17 protein-coding genes and 1 pseudogene are annotated in these 23,325 nt (G+C 64.9%); 16 read left to right on the top strand and 2 right to left on the bottom strand.

From position 1 onward, the window contains the following. Positions 1–115 precede the first annotated feature (115 nt). Positions 116–1,660: a nitrogen regulation protein NR(I) gene (gene ntrC, locus RR42_RS12980; protein WP_043347382.1), complete on the top strand. Its 1,545-nt coding sequence runs from the start codon at positions 116–118 to the stop codon at positions 1,658–1,660. Positions 1,661–1,746: 86 nt separating this feature from the next. On the opposite strand, the gene RR42_RS12975 is transcribed toward ntrC, so the two are convergent. Beyond that, positions 1,747–2,538 (bottom strand): HAD-IIB family hydrolase, encoded by a 792-nt coding sequence (locus RR42_RS12975; protein WP_043347380.1) that lies wholly within the window; start codon positions 2,536–2,538, stop codon positions 1,747–1,749. Between the two features lie 176 nt (positions 2,539–2,714). On the opposite strand from RR42_RS12975, the gene ugpB reads away from it, so the two are divergent. From ugpB to ugpQ, 5 genes are all read left to right on the top strand, one after another. Continuing rightward, positions 2,715–4,031, top strand: a complete 1,317-nt coding sequence (ugpB, locus tag RR42_RS12970; RefSeq protein ID WP_043347376.1) for a sn-glycerol-3-phosphate ABC transporter substrate-binding protein UgpB — start codon at positions 2,715–2,717, stop codon at positions 4,029–4,031. Positions 4,032–4,155: 124 nt separating this feature from the next. Further along, positions 4,156–5,037 (top strand): sn-glycerol-3-phosphate ABC transporter permease UgpA, encoded by an 882-nt coding sequence (ugpA, locus tag RR42_RS12965; protein WP_043347372.1) that lies wholly within the window; start codon positions 4,156–4,158, stop codon positions 5,035–5,037. Between the two features lie 12 nt (positions 5,038–5,049). Continuing rightward, on the top strand, positions 5,050–5,898 hold the full coding sequence (gene ugpE, locus RR42_RS12960) for a sn-glycerol-3-phosphate ABC transporter permease UgpE (protein ID WP_043347369.1): 849 nt from the start codon (positions 5,050–5,052) through the stop codon (positions 5,896–5,898). Positions 5,899–5,966: 68 nt separating this feature from the next. Next, positions 5,967–7,070, top strand: a complete 1,104-nt coding sequence (locus RR42_RS12955; protein WP_043347366.1) for a sn-glycerol-3-phosphate import ATP-binding protein UgpC — start codon at positions 5,967–5,969, stop codon at positions 7,068–7,070. 1 nt (position 7,071) lies between these two features. Further along, positions 7,072–7,818 carry a glycerophosphodiester phosphodiesterase gene (gene ugpQ / locus RR42_RS12950; RefSeq protein ID WP_043347365.1) on the top strand — a complete coding sequence of 249 codons (747 nt, stop codon included), beginning with the start codon at positions 7,072–7,074 and terminating at the stop codon, positions 7,816–7,818. A 28-nt stretch (positions 7,819–7,846) separates the two neighbouring features. Here the strand turns inward: ugpQ and RR42_RS12945 are convergent, their stop codons facing one another. After that, complete coding sequence (locus RR42_RS12945) at positions 7,847–9,508, bottom strand: SulP family inorganic anion transporter (protein ID WP_173430682.1); 1,662 nt, start codon at positions 9,506–9,508, stop codon at positions 7,847–7,849. A 423-nt stretch (positions 9,509–9,931) separates the two neighbouring features. Between RR42_RS12945 and RR42_RS12940 the strand changes: the two genes are divergently transcribed. From RR42_RS12940 to ccoP, 10 genes and pseudogenes are all read left to right on the top strand, one after another. Beyond that, complete coding sequence (locus RR42_RS12940) at positions 9,932–12,787, top strand: 2-oxoglutarate dehydrogenase E1 component (protein WP_043347362.1); 2,856 nt, start codon at positions 9,932–9,934, stop codon at positions 12,785–12,787. Between the two features lie 97 nt (positions 12,788–12,884). Further along, on the top strand, positions 12,885–14,132 hold the full coding sequence (odhB, locus tag RR42_RS12935) for a 2-oxoglutarate dehydrogenase complex dihydrolipoyllysine-residue succinyltransferase (protein ID WP_043347359.1): 1,248 nt from the start codon (positions 12,885–12,887) through the stop codon (positions 14,130–14,132). Positions 14,133–14,275: 143 nt separating this feature from the next. Continuing rightward, positions 14,276–15,712: a dihydrolipoyl dehydrogenase gene (lpdA, locus tag RR42_RS12930; protein ID WP_043347355.1), complete on the top strand. Its 1,437-nt coding sequence runs from the start codon at positions 14,276–14,278 to the stop codon at positions 15,710–15,712. A 149-nt stretch (positions 15,713–15,861) separates the two neighbouring features. Continuing rightward, a complete protein-coding gene (zapE, locus tag RR42_RS12925) occupies positions 15,862–16,959 on the top strand; it encodes a cell division protein ZapE (RefSeq protein WP_043347352.1) in 1,098 nt (365 codons plus the stop codon). Between the two features lie 108 nt (positions 16,960–17,067). After that, positions 17,068–19,638 carry a heavy metal translocating P-type ATPase gene (locus tag RR42_RS12920; protein WP_043347349.1) on the top strand — a complete coding sequence of 857 codons (2,571 nt, stop codon included), beginning with the start codon at positions 17,068–17,070 and terminating at the stop codon, positions 19,636–19,638. A 4-nt stretch (positions 19,639–19,642) separates the two neighbouring features. Next, a complete protein-coding gene (gene ccoS / locus RR42_RS12915) occupies positions 19,643–19,789 on the top strand; it encodes a cbb3-type cytochrome oxidase assembly protein CcoS (RefSeq protein WP_006162067.1) in 147 nt (48 codons plus the stop codon). A gap of 188 nt (positions 19,790–19,977) precedes the next feature. Continuing rightward, on the top strand, positions 19,978–21,426 hold the full coding sequence (gene ccoN / locus RR42_RS12910; RefSeq protein WP_043347346.1) for a cytochrome-c oxidase, cbb3-type subunit I: 1,449 nt from the start codon (positions 19,978–19,980) through the stop codon (positions 21,424–21,426). 19 nt (positions 21,427–21,445) lie between these two features. Next, positions 21,446–22,123 (top strand): cytochrome-c oxidase, cbb3-type subunit II, encoded by a 678-nt coding sequence (gene ccoO, locus RR42_RS12905; protein WP_043347343.1) that lies wholly within the window; start codon positions 21,446–21,448, stop codon positions 22,121–22,123. Between the two features lie 3 nt (positions 22,124–22,126). Next, positions 22,127–22,261, top strand: a pseudogene (locus RR42_RS41745) (cbb3-type cytochrome oxidase subunit 3); the annotation flags it as partial. 96 nt (positions 22,262–22,357) lie between these two features. Next, positions 22,358–23,284 (top strand): cytochrome-c oxidase, cbb3-type subunit III, encoded by a 927-nt coding sequence (ccoP, locus tag RR42_RS12895; protein WP_043347338.1) that lies wholly within the window; start codon positions 22,358–22,360, stop codon positions 23,282–23,284. The last annotated feature ends 41 nt before the right edge of the window (positions 23,285–23,325 follow it).

Genomic DNA, 23,325 nt, shown 5'->3' with positions numbered 1-23,325 from the left:
TCGCATCGGCGACAGCAATTGGAACTGCCCCAATGATTGCTGCCGACCGGCTTGCCGGCAGTGTGCGGCCAGGTTCGCGGAAGACCAAATGACACCGAGCAGACAAGCGACGCACATGAAGCCGATCTGGATAGTCGACGACGATCAATCAATCCGCTGGGTTCTTGAGAAGGCCCTCGCCCGCGAAAGCCTGCTCTCACGCAGCTTCACCAACGTGCGTGACGTACTGGCCGCGCTGGAAGACGACGAACCACAGGTCCTGATCTCCGATATCCGCATGCCGGGTGGCTCGGGCCTGGACCTGCTGCAAGCGCTCAAGGCGCGGCATCCGGGGCTGCCAGTCATCGTGATGACGGCATACTCCGACCTGGATAGCGCGGTAGCGGCCTTCCAGGGTGGTGCCTTCGAGTACTTGGCCAAGCCCTTCGATGTGGATAAGGCGGTCGAACTGATTCGCCGCGCGCTGCAGGAAAGCCTGCGCGAGGAGGAGCTCGAAGACCGCCTGGTCGACGCGCCCGAAATCCTCGGCCAGGCGCCGGCCATGCAGGACGTGTTCCGCGCCATCGGCCGCCTGTCGCAATCGAACGTGACAGTGCTGATCACCGGCGAGTCCGGTACCGGCAAGGAACTGGTGGCGCAGGCGCTGCACAAGCATAGCCCGCGCGCCAACGGGCCCTTTATCGCTCTCAATACCGCAGCCATTCCGAAGGACCTGCTGGAGTCGGAACTGTTCGGCCATGAGCGCGGGGCGTTTACCGGCGCGCAGACCATGCGCCGCGGCCGCTTCGAGCAGGCCGAGGGCGGTACGCTGTTCCTCGACGAAATCGGCGACATGCCGTTCGACCTGCAAACGCGCCTGCTGCGTGTGCTGTCGGATGGCAACTTCTACCGCGTGGGTGGCCACAACCCGTTGCGCGCCAACGTGCGCGTGATTGCAGCCACCCACCAGAACCTGGAAACGCGTGTCAAGGAAGGGCTGTTCCGCGAGGACTTGTTCCACCGCCTCAACGTGATCCGCCTGCGCTTGCCGCCGCTGCGCGAACGGCCGGAAGACATCACGCTGCTGGCGCGTCATTTCCTGCAGAAGAGTGCCAAGGAACTGGGCGTGGAGCCCAAGCGCATGTCGGACGAGGCCCTGGCCTATGTCAGCACACTGCCGTTCCCTGGCAACGTGCGTCAGCTGGAGAACCTGTGTAACTGGCTGACCGTGATGGCGCCTGCGCAGACCATCGAGGTCAAGGACATGCCAGCCGAGATGATCGGCACCGGTACGGCGCCGGGCGGCGGTGCCGGTGCGGCGCGCCAGGCGGAGTTCCGGGCAGAGGGCAGGACGGACGAAGCCGACGGCCATGACGCCGTCGACTACGGCGCCGCGCCTACCACCCTGGGCGGGGAGCCCGATACCGCGCTGGCTTACGCTGGCCGCTCGGCTGCGGCCAGCGTGCTGGCGGGCTGGGAGCACCTGCTGGCGGGGGAAGCTCGCGCCATGCTGGAGTCCGGCCAGCCGGAAGTCATGGACGCACTGACGCGGCGTTTCGAGAAGGCGGTGCTGGAGGCTGCGCTGGGCGTTACCCGCGGGCGCCGCGTCGAGGCGGCCACGCGCCTGGGCATTGGCCGCAATACCATCACGCGCAAGCTGCAGGAGCTGGGCTTCGATTGAATCGGGTCATGGCCGTAATTGCAGCGCATAAAAAAACAGCCGGGCTTGCCCGGCTGTTTTTTTATGCGCTGCACGCCGTTGCCAGTTCAGCCGCGCGCGGCCAGCAGAAGTTCAGCCATTTCCGCAAAGCCCTCGCCGCAGGCCGCCTCGGTGATATAGGCCGGCTTGGCCGGCAGCTGCGGCAGGATGTCGCGGATGTTGGCGACCCCGACCGACAGCGGGAAATGCGCAAACATGCTGGCGTCGTTCGCTGAGTCGCCGATAAACAGCCATTCCTCCCGCTCGGCATCCAGGTCGGCGCCCAGTAATTCCGCGGCGCACAAACGGCTCATGCTGAGTTTGTCGTGATCACCGAACCAGCCATTGACGTGAATGGACGAGACCGTGGCGGTCATGCCGGCTTGCCGCATCAGCCCGGCGATGCGCTCGACCGCTGTGGGCGGCAGGGGGGCGACGTCCTCGGCGTGGTCGACGGCCAGGTCGGCGGCGTGCCAGGCCTGGTCCGAGGCCAGCGCGCAGCCTGGCACCTCTTGCACGATGCGTTTGCCAAGCGCGTGGATGCGAGCCAGGTTGTCGGCCCGGGTGGCAGCGTCGTCCAGGTAACGGGTCACCAGCTTGCCCGCGCGCAGGTGGGAGTAGAAGGCGCCGTTTTCGCCGATGATGGCGTCCACCGGCCATAGCCGCGTCAGGATCTCGGCCCAGGCGATGCAGCGTCCCGTGACCGGGATCACGTGCAGCCCGGCTGCCTTGAGGCGGTCGAGCGCCATGTAGGTGGCCGCCGGCAGCCTGCCGTCGGTGGTGATGGTGCCGTCGATATCGGTCAGTACGCCGCGAATCCGGCGCAGCGCCGGGGCGGGAAGGCTTTGAATGGCTTGCATGGCGCGAGATTCTACCCTGTCAAGCTGCCGATAAATCGTTGTCATATTATTGTAATTTAGTAGAAATGCCCGGTTTTCCAATCCAACAAGGCGGAGTAACATCCGCTTGTCACAAAAAGTGCATACAGTCGGACGATTTTTGTCCAATGCCACAAGATAGAACAGGAGAAATTTCCATGACCGTAAAACGTACCGCGTTGACCCTGGCCGCCTTCGCCATGCTGACCGGCGCAGGATCGGCCAATGCCGCCGTCGAGATCCAGTGGTGGCATTCGATGGAAGGTGCGCTCAACGAGAAGGTGAACGCCATCGCCACGCAGTTCAATGCCAGCCAGTCCGACTACAAGATCGTACCGATCTACAAGGGCCAGTACGACGAGTCGCTGGCCGCGGGCATCGCTGCCTTCCGCTCGGGCAACGCGCCGGCGATCCTGCAGGTATTCGAGGTGGGCACGGCTACCATGATGAGCGCCAAGGGTGCCATCAAGCCGGTGGCGACGGTCATGAAGGACGCTGGCGAGAAGTTCGACGCCAAGATGTACATCCCGGCGGTGGCTGGCTACTACACCTCGAACAAGGGTGAGATGCTGTCGTTCCCGTTCAATAGCTCCACCACGGTGATGTACTACAACAAGGACGCCTTCAAGAAGGCCGGCCTGGATCCGAACAAGCCGCCCGTGACCTGGCAAGAGGTGGCCACCGATTCCGCCAAGCTCAAGGCTGCCGGCATCTCTTGCGGTTACACCACCGACTGGCAGTCGTGGGTGCAGCTGGAGAGCTTCTCGGCCTGGCACAACGTCCTGTTCGCCACCGAGAACAATGGCTTCGGTGGCACGGGCGCGCGCCTGGTGTTCAATTCGCCGCTGCACGTCAAGCATATTGCCAACCTGCTCGACATGCAGCAGAAGGGCTACTTTGTCTATGGCGGCCGCAAGGACGAGCCGAAGGCGAAGTTTATTGCCGGCCAGTGCGCGATGCTGACCGGTTCCTCGGCGGCGCTGGCGAATATCCGCAAGAACGCCAAGTTCGACTTCACCGTGGCGCAGCTGCCCTACGAGCAAGGCGTGCCGGGCGCTCCGCAAAACACCATCATCGGCGGCGCTTCGTTGTGGGTGATGGGCGGCAAGAAGGCCGAGGAGTACAAGGGCGTAGCCAAGTTCTTCACCTACCTGTCACGCCCCGAGGTGCAGGCCGACTGGCACCAGTCGACCGGCTACCTGCCGGTGACGACGGCAGCCTACGAACTCACCAAGAAATCGGGCTTCTATGAGAAGAACCCCGGCGCGGACGTGGCGGTCAAGCAGATGATCGTCAAGACCACCGACAAGTCGCGAGGCATTCGCCTGGGCAACTTCCCGCAGATCCGTACGGTGATCGACGAAGAGCTCGAAGCGGTGTGGACCGGCAAGAAGCAGCCTAAGGAGGCACTGGATTCGGCGGTTGCGCGCGGCAATGAATTGCTGGAGCGTTTCCAGAAGACGGTCCGCGAATAAGCGCTGCGGCTTCTTGTGTGTTTGGGAGGCGGAGGCTTTGCCTCCGTCTTTGGTTTGTGCGGCAACTTCGCCGCACTAGCTATGATTGATGACGCGCCGCGCATAGCGGTGGCTTGGATGCGTGATGGAAAAACGGGTCGTATTCCGATCTTCATGGTTGCCTTATCTGCTGGTGCTACCGCAGATGGCGGTGACGCTGATCTTCTTTTTTTGGCCGGCCGGACAGGCGCTGTACCAGTCTGTGCTGCGGCAGGATGCCTTCGGTATTGATCTCCAGTTCGTCGGCCTGGAGAACTTTCGCGATCTGTTCAGTGATGCGCAGTACCTGAATGCGTTTCGCGTCACGGGCGTGTTCGCCGTCGGGGTGACGCTGGTCGGGCTGACGGTCTCGCTGATGCTTGCCTACTTCGCCGATCGCGTGGTGCGGGGCGCCAGTGGCTACAAGATGCTGCTGATCTGGCCGTATGCCGTGGCGCCGGCGGTGGCGGGCGTGCTGTGGATGTTCATGTTCAACCCGACGCTGGGCGTGGTGTCCTACGCGCTGCATCGGTTCGGTGTGGACTGGAACTTCTTGCTCAATAGCAACCAGGCCATGCTGCTCGTGGTGCTGATTGCCGCGTGGAAGCAGATCAGCTACAACTTCCTGTTCTTCCTGGCCGGCTTGCAGAGCATCCCTAAATCGCTGATCGAGGCCGCCGCCATCGATGGCGCGGGGCCTTGGCGCCGGTTCTGGTCGATCATATTCCCGTTACTGTCGCCGACCACGTTCTTCCTGATGGTGATCAATGTGGTGTACGCCTTCTTCGACACCTTTGCCATTATCGACGCGGTGACCCATGGCGGCCCCGTCAACGCGACCAATACGCTGGTCTACAAGGTCTACCAGGATGGCTTCCGGGGACTCGATATCGGCGGCTCGGCCGCGCAGTCGGTTGTGCTGATGGGGATCGTGATTGTTCTCACGGTGGTGCAGTTCCGCTACGTGGAACGCAAGGTGCAGTACTGAAGGATTGGCAAAATGGTAGAACGACGACCCTTTCTGGATTTTCTCTCGCACCTGATGCTGGTGCTGGGCGTAGTGGTAGTGGCTTTCCCTGTCTATGTCACGTTTGTTGCCTCGACGCTGACCGCCGACGAGGTGCTGCAGGCACCGATGACGCTGCTGCCGGGCAGCCATTTTCTTGAGAACTATCGCACCGTGCTGGTAGCCGGCGTGGGCAATGCCGCCTCGCCGGTCTCCACCATGATGTTGAACAGCTTGATCATGGCGCTGGGCATCGCGCTGGGCAAGATCACGATCTCGATCATCTCGGCCTTTGCGGTGGTGTACTTCAAGTTCCCGCTGCGCAAGACCTTCTTCTGGATGATCTTCATCACGCTGATGCTGCCGGTGGAAGTGCGGATCCTGCCGACCTACAAGGTGGTGTCCGATCTCGGCATGCTGGACAGCTACTTCGGCCTGACCATCCCGATCATCGCCTCGGCGACCGCGACCTTCCTGTTCCGCCAGTTCTTCCTGACCATTCCGGATGAGCTGGCCGAGGCCGCGCGCATCGACGGCGCCGGGCCGATGCGCTTTTTCAAGGACGTGGTGCTGCCGCTGTCCAAGACCAGCATCGCGGCACTCTTTGTGATCCAGTTCATCTACGGCTGGAACCAGTACCTGTGGCCGCTCCTGATCACCACGCAGAAGTCGATGACGCCGGTGGTGGTGGGGGTCACGCAGATGATCTCCCGCTCCGGGGATGCCGCGACCGACTGGAACCTGGTGATGGCCACCGTGATGCTGGCCATGGTGCCGCCCGCGATCGTGGTGGTGCTGATGCAGAAGTGGTTCGTCAAGGGCCTGGTCGAAACCGAAAAATAAGCGGGTGGGGCGGGGCGTGCCCATGTGATGGCGCGCCCGCCACGCTTGCCCAGCGAGAAAGAATAGCAATGGCAAAACTGTCGCTTCGCAACGTACAGAAGACTTACGCCGGCAACGTCAAGGTTGTGCACGGCATCGATATGGAAATCAACGATGGCGAGTTCATCGTCATCGTCGGCCCCTCGGGCTGCGGCAAATCCACGCTGCTGCGCATGGTGGCCGGGCTGGAAGCCATCAGCGGTGGCGAGGTGCATATTGGCGACAAGGTCGTCAATCACCTCGAGCCCGCCGAGCGGGACATCGCCATGGTGTTCCAGAACTACGCGCTCTACCCGCATATGAGCGTGTACGACAATATGGCCTACGGGCTGAAGATCCGCGGCATGGACAAGAGCGAGATCGAGCAGCGGGTCAAGCACGCCGCCGGCATCCTGGAGCTGGCGCCGCTGCTCGAGCGCAAGCCGCGCGCGTTGTCGGGCGGCCAGCGCCAGCGTGTGGCCATGGGCCGCGCGATCGTACGTGAGCCTGCCGTGTTCCTGTTTGACGAGCCGCTGTCCAACCTCGACGCCAAGCTGCGCGTGCAGATGCGCCTGGAGTTGAAGGAGTTGCACCGCCGCCTGCGTACCACCAGCATGTATGTGACCCACGATCAGGTCGAAGCCATGACGCTGGCGGACCGCATGATGGTGCTCAATGGCGGGAGCGTGGAGCAGATCGGCACGCCGCTGGAAGTCTATGCGCGTCCGGCCAGCACCTTCGTGGCCAGCTTTATCGGCTCGCCGCCGATGAATCTGGTTCCGGTGACGCGGACCAATGGCGGGCAGGGCGAAGCGCAGATGCGGGTGGAGCAGAAGCCGGGTGCGCAAGGTGCGCCCGCCACCCTCGGCCACCTGCCGATGGGCCTGCACCTGCCCGAGCGCGCGCTGCTTGGCCTGCGTCCGGAGCATATCGAGCCGTGCGCGGCACATGAGGCGATCGCCGAGATCGAGGTCCGCCTGGTCGAGGCGCTTGGCGCCGATTCCTATGCGTATGGCACGCTTGGCGGCCAGCCGGTGGTGGTGCGGCTGGACAGCAATATGCCTGTGAGCAGCGGCGATCGCCTGCCGATCACGGCTGCGGCCGAGCACCTGCATTTCTTCGACGCCGATTCCGGCAAGCGCATCGAGGCCTGACATGACCCTGGCCGCCTGGCCCTATCCGCGCCATGTCGCCCATCGTGGCGCGGGCAAGCTTGCACCCGAGAACACCCTGGCGGCGTTCCGCCACGGGGCATCGTTTGGCTATCGCATGTTCGAGTTCGACGTGAAGCTGTCGGGCGATGGACGCCCGGTGCTGCTGCACGACGCCACGCTGGACCGCACCACCAACGGGCAGGGGCGGGTCGATGCGCTGACGCTGGGCGAGATCGCCATGCTGGACGCTGGCAGCTGGCACAGCCCCGCCTATGCCGGCGAGCCGGTGCCCACGCTGGCGGCGATTGCTCGCTATACCCGTGCCAACGGCTTGTTCGTCAATATCGAGATCAAGCCCGTGCCCGGCGCGGAATGGCGCACCGGCGCAGCGGTAGCCCTCGACGCCCAGGCACTGTGGGCTGGCAGCGATGTGCTACCGCTACTGTCGTCATTCTCGGAAGAGTCGCTGGAGGCGGCCCGCAAGGCCGCGCCTGGCCTGCCGCGCGCGCTGTTGCTGGACGAGCTGCCGCCCGACTGGCTGGAGCGGCTGCGCCGGCTGGACTGCGTGGCGCTCGATGCCAACCATCCCGTGCTTACCGCCGAGGTCATCCGGGCGGCCCATGCGGCCGGTTTCCGGGTGGCCTGCTATACCGTCAATGACCCGGCGCGCGCGACGGAGCTGCTGAGCTGGGGGCTGGACACACTGATTACCGACGCGGTCGATCTGATCGCGCCGTGTCAAGGCTAGTCCACCCGGCGGTGTTGGCGCGGCCAGTTCATGCAGGCTGCGCCAACGCGTCACGCACCGCATCGTCCACGCTCCAGCCGCGCCATATCTCCTCGGGCAGGGCGGGGTTGCGCGCATGCGCCAGCAGGTCGCGCACCTCGTCCTTGACCCGCGCGAGCCGCAGCGGTATGCCGTGGGCCTTCGCGAACACTGCCAGTTCGCCCAGGGCTTCAATGACAGTGCCGTCGAGGTCCGATGATTCTTCCAGGCTGAGTATCAGGCCGTACTGGGGATGCTCGCGCGCCAGCGCCTGGCGCACGGTGCCCAGCACGCTATCGACGTTGCCGAAGAACAGCGGTACCTCCGGGCGCGCGATCAGCAGTCCCTTGGGCGCAGTGGCCTCGGGGTGGCGTGCCGTGTCTACGAAGTCGTGGCTATCGGCCCAACGCCCCAGCCAGCTGACCTGCGGGCGCGACAAGCGCTGCAGCAGCATCGCCAGGCTGACCCCGATCGCCAGCAGCAGCCCATGCAGCACGCCCAGCAACAGCACGCCGGCAAAGGCGGTCACCGCGACCAGGCGGTCGCGCCGCCAGTCGAAGTAAGGCTTGAGGCTGCCCGGGTTCAGGCTGTGCCCGACCGCGCGGATCACGATGGCCGCGAGTACCGGTTCTGGCGTGTGCGAGATCCAGGGGAGCAGGGTGCATACCGCGGCAAGGACCACGGCACCCGCAATCAAGCCGGCACGGCGGCTTTGCGCGCCGGCTGCTTCATTAGCCGAGGTGCCGGAAAAGCCCGCGCCCACCGGCATGCCCTGGAACAGCCCCGAAGCGAGGTTGGCCAGCCCCAGTGCCGCCAGGTCCCGGTTAGGCGAGACGATGTCGCCGTGGCGCATGGCAAAGGTGCGGATCGAGCCGTAGCTCTCGGCGTACAGGATCAGGGCCAGCGCGGCGGCCAGTTCGCTCACCCGCATCCAGTCGGCCGTGGTCAGGTCCGGCACCCGGGGCGCCGAGAACTGCAGGGCGATGTTGCCGACGGCTGCCACGCCGTGAGCCTGGGTCCAGCCGCTGAGGTCGAGCATGATGCCGGCGGCGATGACCAGCAGCGCGCCCGGCATGGCGCGCCAGCGGGCAAACACGTGCAGCAGCGCCAGCGCAACCAATGCCACCGCCGCGCCTGCCAGGTTCCAGTGGCGCCAGCTGGCCAGCAGTTCCCAAGCCAGGTGCAGGAAGTCGCCGTGTGCCGGATGCACGTCCAGGACCTTCGGGCATTGCTTGAGCACGATGGTCAGCGCCAGTCCCAGCGCGAAGCCGCGCAGCACGGGCTTGGCGATCAGGTTGGAGATCGCCCCCAGGTGCGCCAGCGACGCCAGCAGGAACAGCACCCCCGCGAGCAGGATCACGGCGGCGCCGAGCGCGATGCGCAGTCCGGCGTCGCCCTCGGCGGCGGCCGTGGTAGCGGCCAGCAGCACCGCGGCAGACGACGAGGTGGCTGAAACGATGGCAAAGCGGCTGCTGCCAAGCAGGCCGTAGACCAGCAGGCCCGCTAACAGCGCGATCACGCCGGCTTGCGGCGGTAGCCCGGCAATCCCGGAATAGGCCACGGCCTCGGGCAGCAGCAGTCCGGCGATGGCCAGGCCGGCCACCAGGTCTGCGCGCCATGTGGCGAAAGCGGCGCTCGGCGCGGAGGCGTCGGCGGTGGGGGCGGGCATCATTGGCGGGGCCGGGCGCTGGCCCGCGGCGGGTGTGGCAAGAGATGCACGGATCGCTCCTTTGGTTTACGGCTCCATGCTATCGAACGCATGGGTTTCGTCATCTCCCCCGGGAGGCGGTCTTGGCCGCTTCGCAACACTGCGAATCGGCCCGCGCGCGTTACGGCAAAATTCCCTCGGCTCACGCGGCAAACGTGCTATTCTTATGCGAGTGAAGACTTAGGTCCTTCCACGCACAACTGACCCTTTCAGGGCAACTGAACAGATCGGCACCCGTTGCGGTGCCGTTTGCATAATGATGCATTTAATGTGTTTCAGTTGCTGCCCAGAAAGAGTTGTTTGCAATCCGCTAACCGGTCAAGCCGTGTCGCGGAAGGTTGATGAACCCGCTTTATTCCGGCATTCCCGGATAATAGTGAGCGCCCCATGATGCAGCAGTATCAGAGCAATTCGTACCTCTTCGGCGGCAATGCCCCCTATGTAGAAGAGCTGTACGAGGCCTACCTCGAAAATCCCTCCTCGGTTCCCGATAACTGGCGCGCGTACTTCGACGCGATGCAGAACGTGCCGGCTGTCGATGGCTCCAACGCCCGCGATATTGCCCACGCTCCCATCGTCGCCTCGTTCGCTGAACGCGCCAAGTCGGGTCCGATCAAGACTATTGTTGCCTCGGCCGACTCCGATATGGGGCGCAAGCGCGTCGCTGCCACGCAGCTGATCGCCGCTTACCGCAACATCGGTTCGCACTGGGCAGACCTGGATCCGCTCAAGCGCCAGGAACGTCCGCCCCTGCCGGACCTCGACCCCGCGTTCTACGGCTTCTCCGAAAGCGATCTCGACATCGTCTTCAACGCCAGCAATACGTATTTCGGCAAGGAATCGATGAGCCTGCGCGAGCTGCTCAACAACCTGCGCGAAACATACTGCAGCAGCATTGGCGCCGAGTTCATGTACATCAGCGACCAGGCGCAAAAGCGCTGGTGGCAAGAGCGCCTGGAGACCACGCGTTCCAAGCCGGTGTTCACCCTCGAAAAGAAGAAGCACGTGCTCGACCGCCTGACCGCGGCCGAAGGCCTGGAGCGCTTCCTCCACACCAAGTACGTTGGCCAGAAGCGCTTCTCGCTGGAAGGCGGCGAAAGCTTCATCGCTGCCATGGACGAACTGATCCAGCACAGCGGCAGCAAGGGCGTGCAGGAAATCGTGATCGGCATGGCCCACCGCGGCCGCCTGAACGTGCTGGTCAATACGCTGGGCAAGATGCCGGCTGACCTGTTCGCCGAGTTCGAGGGCAAGCACGTCGATGACCTGCCGGCCGGCGACGTGAAGTACCACAAGGGCTTCTCCAGCGACGTCTCCACCGAAGGCGGCCCGGTCCACCTGTCGCTCGCCTTCAACCCGTCCCACCTGGAAATCGTCAACCCGGTCGTCGAAGGCTCGGTCAAGGCCCGCCAGGAACGCCGCGGCGAGCCCGCAGGCCATGCGGAAGTGCTGCCGGTGCAAGTGCACGGCGACGCGGCATTCGCAGGCCAGGGCGTAGTGATGGAAACGCTGAACCTGGCGCAGACCCGCGGCTACGGCACGGGCGGCACGATGCACATCGTGATCAACAACCAGATCGGCTTCACCACCTCGGATCCGCGCGACTCGCGTTCCACGCTGTATTGCACCGACGTCGTCAAGATGATCGAGGCACCGGTGCTGCACGTCAACGGCGACGATCCCGAAGCCGTGGTGTTCGCCATGCAGCTGGCCGTGGACTTCCGCATGGAGTTCAAGAAGGATGTCGTGGTCGACATCATCTGCTTCCGTAAGCTGGGCCACAACGAGCAGGACACGCCGGCCGTTACCCAGCCGCTGATGTACAAGAAGATCGCCCAGCACCCGGGCACGCGCAAGCTGTACGCTGACAAGCTGACCGCGCAGAACCTGGTGTCTGCCGACTTCGGCGACCAGCTGGTCAAGGAATACCGTGCCGCGATGGACGCAGGCAAGCACACGGTCGACCCCGTCCTGTCGAACTTCAAGAACAAGTTCGCCGTGGACTGGATGCCGTTTCTGAACCGCAAGTGGACCGACGCCGCCGACACCGCCGTGCCGGTGACCGAGCTCAAGCGCCTGGCCGAACGCATCACCACCATTCCCGAACACCTCAAGCTGCACCCGCTGGTCGAGAAGGTGGTGAAGGATCGCGCCAACATGGGTCGCGGCGACCAGCCGCTGGACTGGGGCATGGGCGAGCATCTGGCCTTCGCCTCGCTGGTGGCTTCGGGCTACCCGGTGCGCATCACCGGCCAGGACGCCGGCCGTGGCACTTTTACCCACCGCCACTCGGTGCTGCACGACCAGAACCGCGAGCGCTGGGATGCAGGCAGCTACGTGCCCCTGCAGAACGTGTCGGAAAACCAGGCACCGTTCACGGTGATCGACTCGGTGCTGTCGGAAGAGGCTGTGCTCGGCTTTGAGTACGGCTTCTCCACCGCTGAGCCGAACGCACTCGTGATCTGGGAAGCCCAGTTCGGCGACTTCGTCAACGGCGCCCAGGTGGTGATCGACCAGTTCATCTCCTCCGGCGAAGTGAAGTGGGGCCGCGCCTCGGGCCTGACCCTGATGCTGCCGCACGGCTACGAAGGCCAAGGCCCGGAACACAGCTCGGCGCGCATCGAGCGCTTCCTGCAGCTGTGCGCGGACCACAATATGCAAGTCTGCCAGCCGACCACTCCGGCCCAGATCTTCCACCTGCTGCGCCGCCAGATGATCCGTCTGTTCCGCAAGCCGCTGGTGATCATGACGCCGAAGTCGCTGCTGCGTAACAAGGAAGCGGTCTCGCCGCTGTCCGACCTGGCCAAGGGTCACTTCGAGACGGTCATCCCCGATCACGAAGAGCTGAACGCCAGCAAGGTCAAGCGCGTGATCATGTGCTCGGGCAAGGTCTACTACGACCTGGTCAACACCCGCAAGGAACGCGGCGCAACCGACACGGCCGTCATCCGCATGGAACAGCTGTATCCGTTCCCGCACAAGGCAGTGGCAGCCGAGCTGAAGAAGTACCCGAACGCCAACGAAATCGTGTGGTGCCAGGACGAGCCGCAGAACCAGGGTGCCTGGTTCTTCGTCCAGCACTTCATCATGGAAAACATGGCGGAAGGCCAGAAGCTCGGTTACGCAGGTCGTCCCGCCTCGGCATCGCCGGCGGTGGGCTACTACGCCAAGCACAACGAGCAACAGAAGGCGCTGCTGGATGCGGCGTTCTCCAAGCTCAAGGGCTTTGTCTTGACCAAATGATCGTGGCCAGCATGGCGGCGCGCGCGAAGAGCGCGCACCGCCATGTTTTTTGCCACCTGCCTTAAGCAAAAACGAATACATCAAGGAAATTCCAACCATGGCTATTGTTGACGTCAAGGTTCCGCAACTCTCTGAATCGGTTGCAGAAGCAACCATGCTGAACTGGAAGAAGAAGCCGGGCGAAGCTGTTGCCCAAGACGAAATCCTGATCGAAATCGAGACCGACAAAGTCGTGCTCGAAGTGCCCGCCCCGTCGGCTGGCGTGCTGTCGCAGATCATCCGCAACGACGGCGACACCGTGGTTGCCGACGAAGTGATCGCCAAGATCGACACCGAAGCCACCGCTGGCGCCGTCGCTCCCGCCGCTGCCGCACCGGCACCCGCTGCCCCGGCCGCAGCAGCCGCTCCGGCAGCAGCCGGCGCCGTGGCCATGCCTTCGGCAGCCAAGCTGATGGCCGAAGGCGGACTGTCCGCCGGCCAGGTTGCAGGCACGGGCAAGGATGGCCGCATCACCAAGGGTGACGTGCTGGCCGCGACCGCTGCTCCCGCTCCCGCACCGGCCGCCAAGGCAGCACCGGCTCCGGCCGCTGCCAAGCCGGCGCTGCAGCAGGTTGCCGCCCCGATGGACTTCGCCGCACTGGGCGACCGCCCGGAAGAACGCGTGCCGATGAGCCGCCTGCGTGCCCGTATCGCCGAGCGCCTGCTGCAATCGCAAAGCACCAACGCCATCCTCACCACGTTCAATGAAGTGAACATGAAGCCGGTGATGGACCTGCGTAACAAGTACAAGGACCGCTTCGAGAAGGAACACGGTGTGAAGCTGGGCTTCATGTCCTTCTTCGTCAAGGCCGCGGTTCACGCGCTGAAGAAATTCCCGCTGATCAACGCATCGATCGACGGCAACGACATCGTCTATCACGGCTACTTCGACATCGGTATCGCGGTGGGCTCGCCCCGTGGCCTGGTGGTGCCTATCCTGCGCAACGCCGACCAGATGAGCCTGGCCGACATCGAGAAGAAGATTGCTGAATTCGGCGCCAAGGCCCGCGACGGCAAGTTGTCGCTGGAAGAGCTGACCGGTGGCACGTTCTCGATCTCCAACGGTGGCACCTTCGGCTCGATGCTGTCGACGCCGATCATCAACCCGCCGCAATCCGCGATCCTGGGCGTGCACGCCACCAAGGACCGCCCGGTGGTGGAAGACGGCCAGATCGTGATTCGTCCGATGAACTACCTCGCCATGTCCTACGACCACCGCATCATCGACGGCCGCGAAGCCGTCCTGGGCCTGGTCGCCATGAAGGACGCGCTGGAAGATCCGGCACGCCTGCTGCTGGACCTGTAATCATCTGCAAAGCCTGAGGTCTTGCCCGCGTTTTTCCCGCCACGTCCCTCATCGGGCGCGGCGCTGGCGGGCATGACGGACCGAAGAGTTGAAAGCAGCCTGGCGGGCGACGTTGCCCCGCCGTGGCTGCAAAAGGAATCTCCATGAGCAAACAATTCGACGTGCTGGTGATCGGTGCCGGCCCCGGCGGCTACATCGCCGCTATTCGTGCCGGCCAGCTGGGCCTGAATGTGGCCTGCTGCGAAGGCAATGCCTACGACGATCCCAAGGACGAACCGCGCCTGGGTGGCACCTGCCTGAACGTGGGGTGCATCCCCTCCAAGGCACTGCTGGCATCCTCGGAAGAATTCGAGAACGTGCAGCATCACCTGGGCGACCACGGCATCACCGTTGGCGATGTCAAGGTCGACGTGGCCAAGATGCTCAAGCGCAAGGACGATATCGTCGGCAAGATGACCAAGGGTATCGAGTTCCTGTTCCGCAAGAACAAGGTCACGCTGCTCAAGGGCTACGGCAAGTTCGTCGGCAAGACCGCCGAGGGCTTCCAGGTCGAGATCGCCGGCAAGGCAGGTACCGAAGTCGTGACGGCCAAGCAGGTCATCGTCGCTACGGGCTCCAAGGCGCGTCACCTGCCGGGAATCGCGGTGGACAACGTGCTGGTCAGCGATAACGAAGGCGCGCTCAAGTTCGCTGGCGTGCCGAAGAAGCTGGGCGTGATCGGCGCTGGCGTGATCGGCCTCGAGCTGGGTTCCGTGTGGCGCCGCCTGGGCGCCGAAGTGACCGTGCTGGAAGCACTGCCGTCGTTCCTGGGCGCCGCCGACGAAGGCGTGGCCAAGGAAGCGCAGAAGCTGCTGACCAAGCAAGGCCTGAAGTTCAGCCTGGGCGTGAAGGTCAATGAAGTCAAGACCGGCAAGGACAACGTCACCGTCAGCTACACGGACAAGGACGGCGCAGCCCAGACCCTGGAAGTCGATCGCCTGATCGTGTCGGTTGGCCGCGTGCCCAACACCGACAACCTTGGCCTCGACGCCATCGGCCTGGCGGCCGACCAGCGCGGCTTCATCGAGGTGGACGACCACTGCGCGACCAGCGTGCCGGGCCTGTGGGCCATCGGCGACGTGGTGCGCGGCCCGATGCTGGCCCACAAGGCAGAGGACGAAGGCGTGGCTGTTGCCGAGCGCATCGCCGGCCAGAAGCCGCACATCGACTACAACTGCATTCCGTGGGTGATCTACACCTTCCCGGAAATCGCATGGGTGGGCAAGACCGAGCAGCAGCTCAAGGCCGAAGGCCGCGAGTACAAGTCCGGCCAGTTCCCGTTCATGGCCAACGGCCGTGCACTGGGCATGGGTCACTCGGAAGGCTTCGTCAAGATGCTGGCCGATGCCAAGACCGATGAGATCCTGGGCGTGCACGTGGTTGCCGCGAATGCGTCGGACCTGATCGCCGAAGCCGTGGTGGCGATGGAGTTCAAGGCCGCCAGCGAAGACATCGGCCGCACCTGCCATCCGCATCCGTCGATGTCGGAAGTCATGCGCGAAGCCGCACTCGCTGTCGACAAGCGCCAGCTCAATATGTAAGGCATAGGCCTTCGTATTGTTGAGTACCGGCGCGCCGCTCCAGCGGCGCGCCGTTTTCGCTTTCGGGCCGGCAGGGGCAGATTGCCCTGTCATGCGCCCCGATCCTCATCCAAGCCGGCGCCTCCCGGCATCCAGCGCAAGCAGTCAGCATGAACGTCCGTGAGTACTACGAGCAGGAACTGAAGCAACGCGGCTACACCACCGACCCTGCGCAGTTGCGCGCCGTCGAGCGCCTGCAGCAATGCTATGACGAGTGGGTGGCCTACAAGAGCCGGCGCAACAGCACGCTGAAAAAGCTGCTGGTGCACCCGGACGTGCCCAAGGGCGTGTACCTGTGGGGCGGGGTAGGGCGCGGCAAGTCCTTCCTGATGGACAGCTTCTATACCTGCGTGCCGGTGGTGCGCAAGACTCGGCTGCATTTCCACGAATTCATGCGCGAGGTGCATCGCCAGCTCGAAGAGCTGCGCGGGCGCCCGGATCCGCTGGACGAACTGGCCAAGCGCATCGCGCGGCGGTTCCGCCTGATCTGCTTCGATGAGTTCCATGTCAGCGACGTGGCCGATGCGATGATCCTGCACCGCCTGCTGCAGCAGATGTTCGAGAATGGCGTGCAGTTCGTGATGACGTCGAATTACCGGCCGGACCTGCTGTACCCGGACGGCTTGCACCGGGATCGCGTGCTGCCGGCCATCGCGCTGTTGCAGCACAAGCTTGACGTGCTCAATGTCGATGCTGGCATCGACTACCGCAAGCGCGCGCTGGAGCAGGTCGAGGCGTATCACACGCCGCTGGGACCCGAGGCCAGCTCGGCCCTGCGCCATGCCTTTACCGGCATTGCCGGCGTGGCCGACGAATCCCCCATCCTGCATATCGAGCACCGCGAACTGCGCGCGCTGCGCAAGGCGGGCGGGGTGGTCTGGTTCGATTTCAATACACTGTGCGGCGGCCCGCGCTCGCAGAACGACTACCTGGAGCTGGCCACCGAGTTCCATACGGTGATCCTGTCCGACGTGCCCAGGATGACGCCGCGCATGTCGTCGGAGGCACGCCGTTTCACCTGGCTGATCGACGTGTTCTACGACCACAAGGTCAAGCTGCTGATTTCGGCGGAAGTGCCGGCGGATGAACTCTACACCGAAGGCCAGATGGCCAACGAGTTCAGCCGCACGGTGTCGCGCATCATCGAGATGCAGTCGCGCGAATACCTGGAAGCGCCACGCCGCACGGTCGACACCTCGCTGACCTGACGTACTGCGCAAGCGGCGCGTCGTGTGCCGTCTGGCCACCCGCTTGATCTGTATCAAGGCGGCTTGCCACCGGGACTCTTACCATGCAGATGGTAAAAAAGAGTCCCGATGCCGACCTCCCCAGCCCCAGTTTTTTCCGCCCGGTCCCTGCCCAATCCGCCGCTTGCACGCGCAAGCAGCGCGTCGGCGGCCGCCGGGCGTGCGGGCTGCTTCCACTGCGGACAGCCGCTCGTGGCCGGCGAGCCGCCCTTGCATGCCAGCATCGACGGCGAGGAGCAGGCGTTTTGCTGCGGTGGTTGCCAAGCCCTGGCGCAAACACTGCACGCAGCCGGGTTCGGCCATCTCTATGGCGACCAGGCCCGCTTTGCCCGGCCGATCGACGACGCGGCGCGGCGCGAGGCCGAGCCCGTGTGGGCCGCCTACGACACCGAGGAGTTACGGGCCCAGTTCGTGCGTGCGCTGGACGAACGCCGGGCCGAGATCACGCTGGCGCCGGAGAATATCCGCTGCGCCGCCTGCGCCTGGCTGATCGAGCAGCACCTGGGCAGCCTGCCCGGCGTGGAATCGGTGATCGCCAACGTGGCCACGCGCCGCGTGGTGGTGCGCTGGCGCGCGGCCGAGCAGCCGGTCTCCGCCTTGCTCGCCGCGCTGGCGGGGATCGGCTACCTGGCGTGGCCGTTCGAGGTTTCGCGCTCGGACCGGCAGGACCGCCACGCGCGCCGTGGCCTGTTGATGCGCATGGCGGTGGCCATGCTCGGCATGATGCAGGTGATGATGTACGCATGGCCCATCTATACCCATGAAGCCACCATCGATCCCGGCCAGTTGCAGCTGATGCGCTGGGCCAGCCTGGTGCTGACCTTGCCTGTGGTGCTGTACTCGGCCTCGCCGATCTTCGCCGGGGCGTGGCGCGGGCTGCGGCAGCGCCACCTGGGCATGGATGTGCCGGTGGCGCTGGGCGTGGGCGCGGGCTTTGTCGCCAGCACCGTGGCGACGCTGCGCGGCACCGGCGAGGTGTACTTCGATTCCGTCACCATGTTTGTGGCGTTCTTGCTGCTGGCGCGCTACCTGGAGCTGCGCGTGCGCCAGGCATCGCGCAGTGGTGCCGAGATGCTGGCGCGGCAATTGCCCGCCACCTGCGAGCGCCTGCGTGCCGAGGGCGGAGCGGGCGAGCGGGTGCCGGTGGCACGCCTGCGCGCCGGCGACCTGATCCGCGTCAAGGCGGGCGAGGTGGTACCCGCCGATGCCACGGTGATCGCCGGCGCTAGCGAGCTCGATGAATCCATGCTGACCGGCGAGAGCCGGCCGGTGCCGCGCGGCATCGGGGATCCCGTGCTGGCAGGTTGCTTCAATACCGCGAGCCCGCTTGAGTTGCGCGTGGCCAAGGTAGGGGCGGGCACCCGGCTGGCGGAGATCGTCGCCGTGCTGGACCGCGCGCTGGCCGAGAAGCCGCGCCTGGCCACCGTGGCCGACCGCGTGGCGGGCTGGTTCGTCGCCATCCTGCTGGTGCTGGCGGCCGTCACCGGCGCCGTCTGGTGGGCCTGGATCGATCCCGCGCGCGCGTTGCTTGTGACGGTGGCGGTGCTGGTGGTGAGTTGCCCGTGCGCGCTCTCGCTGGCCACGCCGGCAGCGCTGGCCGCGGCCGGGGCCGCATTGTCGCGCCGCGGCTTGCTGCTCACGCGCGGCCACGCGCTGGAGACCCTGGCCAGTGTCACGGACGTGATGCTCGACAAAACCGGCACGCTCACGCAGGGGCGTTTCGCACTGGTGCGCACGCAGTCAAACGGCGATGCCGATGCCGATGCCGATGCCGCCACCTGCCTGCGCCTGGCCGCGGCCATGGAACGCTCCGGCGAGCACCCGATCGCGCGCGGCATCGTCGAAGCCGCACAGGCGCAAGGCCTTGGGCACGAGACGCTCGCCATCGACGCCATGCGTAATGTGCCGGGGCAGGGCCTCGAAGCCGATTTGGATGGGCGGCGTTACCGCCTTGGCCGGCGCGAGTTCGTAGAGGCGCTGTGCGAGCACGGCAGCGCCGCCAACTGGCATGCCGAACTCGCCGGCAGTGAGCGCCGCGGCGCCACGCTGGTATGGCTGGGCAGCGCCGCCGGCACGCTGGCGGTGTTTGAGCTGGCCGATGTCGCGCGCGAGCAATCCGCGCGCTTGCTCAGCGAGTTGCGCGCGCTCGGCGTGACCTGCCATCTCGTCTCGGGCGATACGCCGGCGACCGTCGGCTGGTGGGCCGATCATTTCCAGATTTCGCGCCGCGAGGGCGGTGTCACGCCCGAAGGCAAGCGCGAGTACGTGGCGCGCCTGCAGCGCGGCGGCGCCGTGGTGCTGGCGGTGGGCGACGGCATCAACGACGCGCCGGTGCTGGCGCAGGCGCAAGTTTCGATCGCCATCGGCAGCGGCGCGCCGCTGGCGCAGGCCGGCGCCGACGCGGTGCTGACCCATGGCCGCGTGGCGGAGATCGCGAACGCGCTCAAGATGGCCCGCCGTGCGCGCAGTGTGGTGCGCCAGAACCTCGCCTGGGCGTTTGCCTATAACGTGATCGCCATTCCGCTGGCGGCAACCGGCTATGTCACCGCCTGGATGGCGGGCATCGGCATGTCGGTGTCGTCGCTGCTGGTGGTGGCCAACGCCTGGCGCCTGCTGCGCGCCGGCAAGCCCGGAGACTGACGCCATGGACATGCTCTACCTGCTGGTGCCGATGAGCCTGGTGCTGGTCGCGGTCATCGCCGGCGCGCTCTGGTGGGCGCTGCACGCCGGGCAATACGACGACCTCGACCGGCCCGGCGAGGCCATTCTGCTCGACAACGACAAGCCCTGAGTGATCGCGGCAATGCGGCAATGCGGCCGTGCCCGCGCGCGGCTGCGTTGCCGTGTGTGCGGATGTGAGACGCCGTTGCACCTGAGTTCCCATGCTTTCCGGTGCGCTTGATACAGATCAAGACAGCTTGCGCGCGCTTTTCCTACAGTCACAACATCAATTCATGTTTATCCAATCTGGGGGTCTGAATGGCTGTCACCGCCGCGTATTCTCGCGCCGACACCTTCAATTACGGCGTTGTGCGGCAGTTTGCCGTCATGACGGTAGTCTGGGGGATTGTCGGTATGGCCGTAGGCGTTCTGCTCGCGGCACAGTTGATCTGGCCGGAGCTTAATTTCAACACGCCCTGGCTGTCGTTCGGGCGCTTGCGCCCGCTGCACACCAATGCGGTCATCTTCGCCTTCGGCGGCAGCGCGCTTTTCGCTACTTCGTACTACATCGTGCAGCGCACCTGTCAGGCGCGGCTGTTCTGCGGCCCGCTGGCGGCCTTCACGTTCTGGGGCTGGCAACTGGTGATCGTGGCCGCGGTCATCACGCTGCCGCTGGGCATCACCAGCTCGAAGGAATACGCCGAGCTCGAATGGCCGATCGACATCCTGATCACGCTGGTCTGGGTGGCTTATGCCATCGTGTTCTTCGGCACCATCATGAAGCGCAAGACCCGCCATATCTACGTGGCCAACTGGTTCTTCGGCGCTTACATCCTGACCATCGCCATCCTGCATCTCGTCAACAACGCGGAGATGCCGGTGGGCATGTGGAAGTCCTACTCGGCGTACGCCGGCGTGCAGGACGCCATGGTGCAGTGGTGGTACGGCCATAACGCGGTGGGCTTCTTCCTGACCACCAGCTTCCTGGGCATGATGTATTACTTCATCCCCAAGCAGGCCGGCCGCCCGATCTATTCCTATCGCCTGTCGATCGTTCACTTCTGGGCGCTCAACTTCACCTATATGTGGGCTGGTCCCCACCACTTGCAGTTCACCTCGCTGCCGGATTGGGCGCAATCGCTCGGCATGGTGTTCTCGCTGATCCTGCTGGCGCCTTCGTGGGGCGGCATGATCAACGGCATCATGACCTTGTCAGGTGCCTGGCACAAGCTGCGCACCGATCCCATCCTCAAGTTCCTGGTGGTGGCGCTGTCGTTCTACGGCATGGCGACCTTCGAGGGCTCGATGATGTCGATCAAGACCGTCAACGCGCTGTCGCACTACACGGACTGGACCATTGGCCACGTGCATTCCGGCGCGCTGGGCTGGGTCGCGATGATCTCGATCGGTTCGCTCTACTACCTGATCCCGCGGCTCTTTGGCGAGAAGGAGATGTACAGCGTGCGCCTGATCGAGTTGCATTTCTGGATCGCCACCATCGGCGTGGTGCTGTACATCGCCTCGATGTGGATCGCCGGTGTGATGGAGGGCCTGATGTGGCGCGCCACCCAGCCCGACGGCACGCTGACCTACGCTTTCGTGGAAGCGGTCAAGGCCAAGTACCCGTTCTACCTGATCCGCTTGCTGGGTGGCTTGTGCTTCCTCTCCGGCATGCTGCTGATGGCATACAACGTGGCCAGGACCATCATCGGCAAGCCTGCCGTGGATGCACTGATCCCGACCAGCGTTTCCGCCTCCGCCCATTGATCATTCCAGGATAGAAACGATGTCCGAAAAACGAAGCTTCTTTACGCACGAGACCCTGGAGAAGAATATCGGGTGGCTGATCATCTGCACCATCCTGGTGGTCAGCATCGCCGGGCTGGTCCAGATCGTGCCGCTGTTCTTCCAGCACTCCACCACCGAGCCCGACGCGGGCATCAAGCCGTACTCCGCGCTGCGCCTGATGGGCCGCGATATCTATATCCGCGAGGGCTGCGTGGGCTGCCATTCGCAGCAGGTACGCACTTTGCAGGGTGACGTCGAGCGCTATGGCCACTACTCCACGGCTGGCGAGTCGGTCTACGACCATCCCTTCCTGTGGGGTTCCAAGCGTACCGGTCCCGATCTGGCGCGCGTGGGCGGACGCTACTCCGATGACTGGCAGCGCATCCACTTGCGCAATCCGCGCGATGTGGTGCCCGAATCGGTGATGCCGTCCTACGCGTGGCTGGAGAAAACGCCGTTGCAGACCAACGATGTCCGCGACCGCATGCGTGCGCTGCGCCGTCTCGGCGTGCCGTACACCGACGCCGAGATTGAGCAGGCGCCTGCCACGCTGGCCGGTAAGACCGAGGAAGACGCGATGGTCGCCTACCTGCAGGAGCTTGGCATCGCCAAGCGCAATGTGCGGGTCGATACCGCGGCCGCCGCGCAGCCCGCGGCCACGCCGGCCAAGGAGTAAGCCATGGCAATGATCACCGCGTTTTCCACCGTGATCTCGATGGCTGCCTTCATCGCCATCTGCTGGTGGGCCTGGTCGTCCGGGCGCAAGGCCGCCAACCAGGAGTCGGCCATGCTGCCGTTCGCCTTGCCCGACGAGCCGCTGGCCGCACGCCAAGACGCCAGGCCCGACGCCGGCCGCCGTGTCGCGCGTCATGCCGGCGGCGCAAACAACACCACGCAGGAACACTGAGTCATGAGCGACTTCTTCACGGATTTCTGGAGCTACTACATTGCCGCCATCGCACTGGTCGGCATCGTCTGGTGCGTGTGGCTGCTGTTCTCCCAGCGCAAGGTCACCAAGGTTGTGGGCGCCCCTGAGGACACCGGCCACGTGTGGGACGGCGACCTGCGCGAGTTGAACAACCCGCTGCCACGCTGGTGGATGTGGATGTTCCTGCTGGCATGCATCTTTGGCCTGGGTTACCTGGTGCTGTACCCCGGCCTGGGTTCCTACGCCGGCGTGCTCAAGACCTCCAGCCGGGTTGAGCTGGAGGCGCACCGCCAGGCGGCCGAACAACTGCAGCGCGAGGTCTATGGCAAGTACATGCAGATGGACGTCAAGCAGGTGGCGGCCGAACCGGCGGCGCGCGAGATCGGGCAACGCCTGTTTCTCAACTACTGCGCGCAATGCCACGGCTCCGATGCGCGCGGCAGCCGCGGCTTTCCCAACCTGACCGACAACGACTGGCTGTACGGCGGGGATCCCGAGACCATCACGCAGACCATTACCAAGGGCCGCAATGGCGTGATGCCGTCGTTCGCCTCGACCATCGACGGCAAGCTCGCTGGTGACGTGGCGCAATACGTGCGTTCGCTGTCCGGCCTGTCTTCCGACCCGATCCGCGCCTCGCGCGGCGAGAGCACGTTCAAGTCCACCTGCGCGGCCTGCCATGGCTCCACCGGCAAGGGCAACCAGGCGCTTGGCGCGCCTAACCTGTCGGACCGCGTGTGGCTGTACGGCAGTTCGGAGGCGAACATCGTCGACGCCATCCTGAAGGGCCATAACAACCATATGCCGGCGCACGAGGAAATCCTCACGCCGGAGCGCATCCGCATGTTGACGGCCTATGTCTGGGGCCTGTCCAACATCGGCGGCGCAGGCGAAGGGGGGAAGCAATGAGCCGCTGCGCTTATGCTTGTCAGCCCGACCCGCACCGCGGC

This window comes from Cupriavidus basilensis (genome assembly GCF_000832305.1).
In the GTDB taxonomy this organism is placed as follows: Bacteria; Pseudomonadota; Gammaproteobacteria; order Burkholderiales; family Burkholderiaceae; genus Cupriavidus; species Cupriavidus basilensis_F.
The sequence above is the reverse complement of the archived record's forward strand: the minus strand, read 5'-3'. Positions and strand labels throughout refer to the sequence as shown.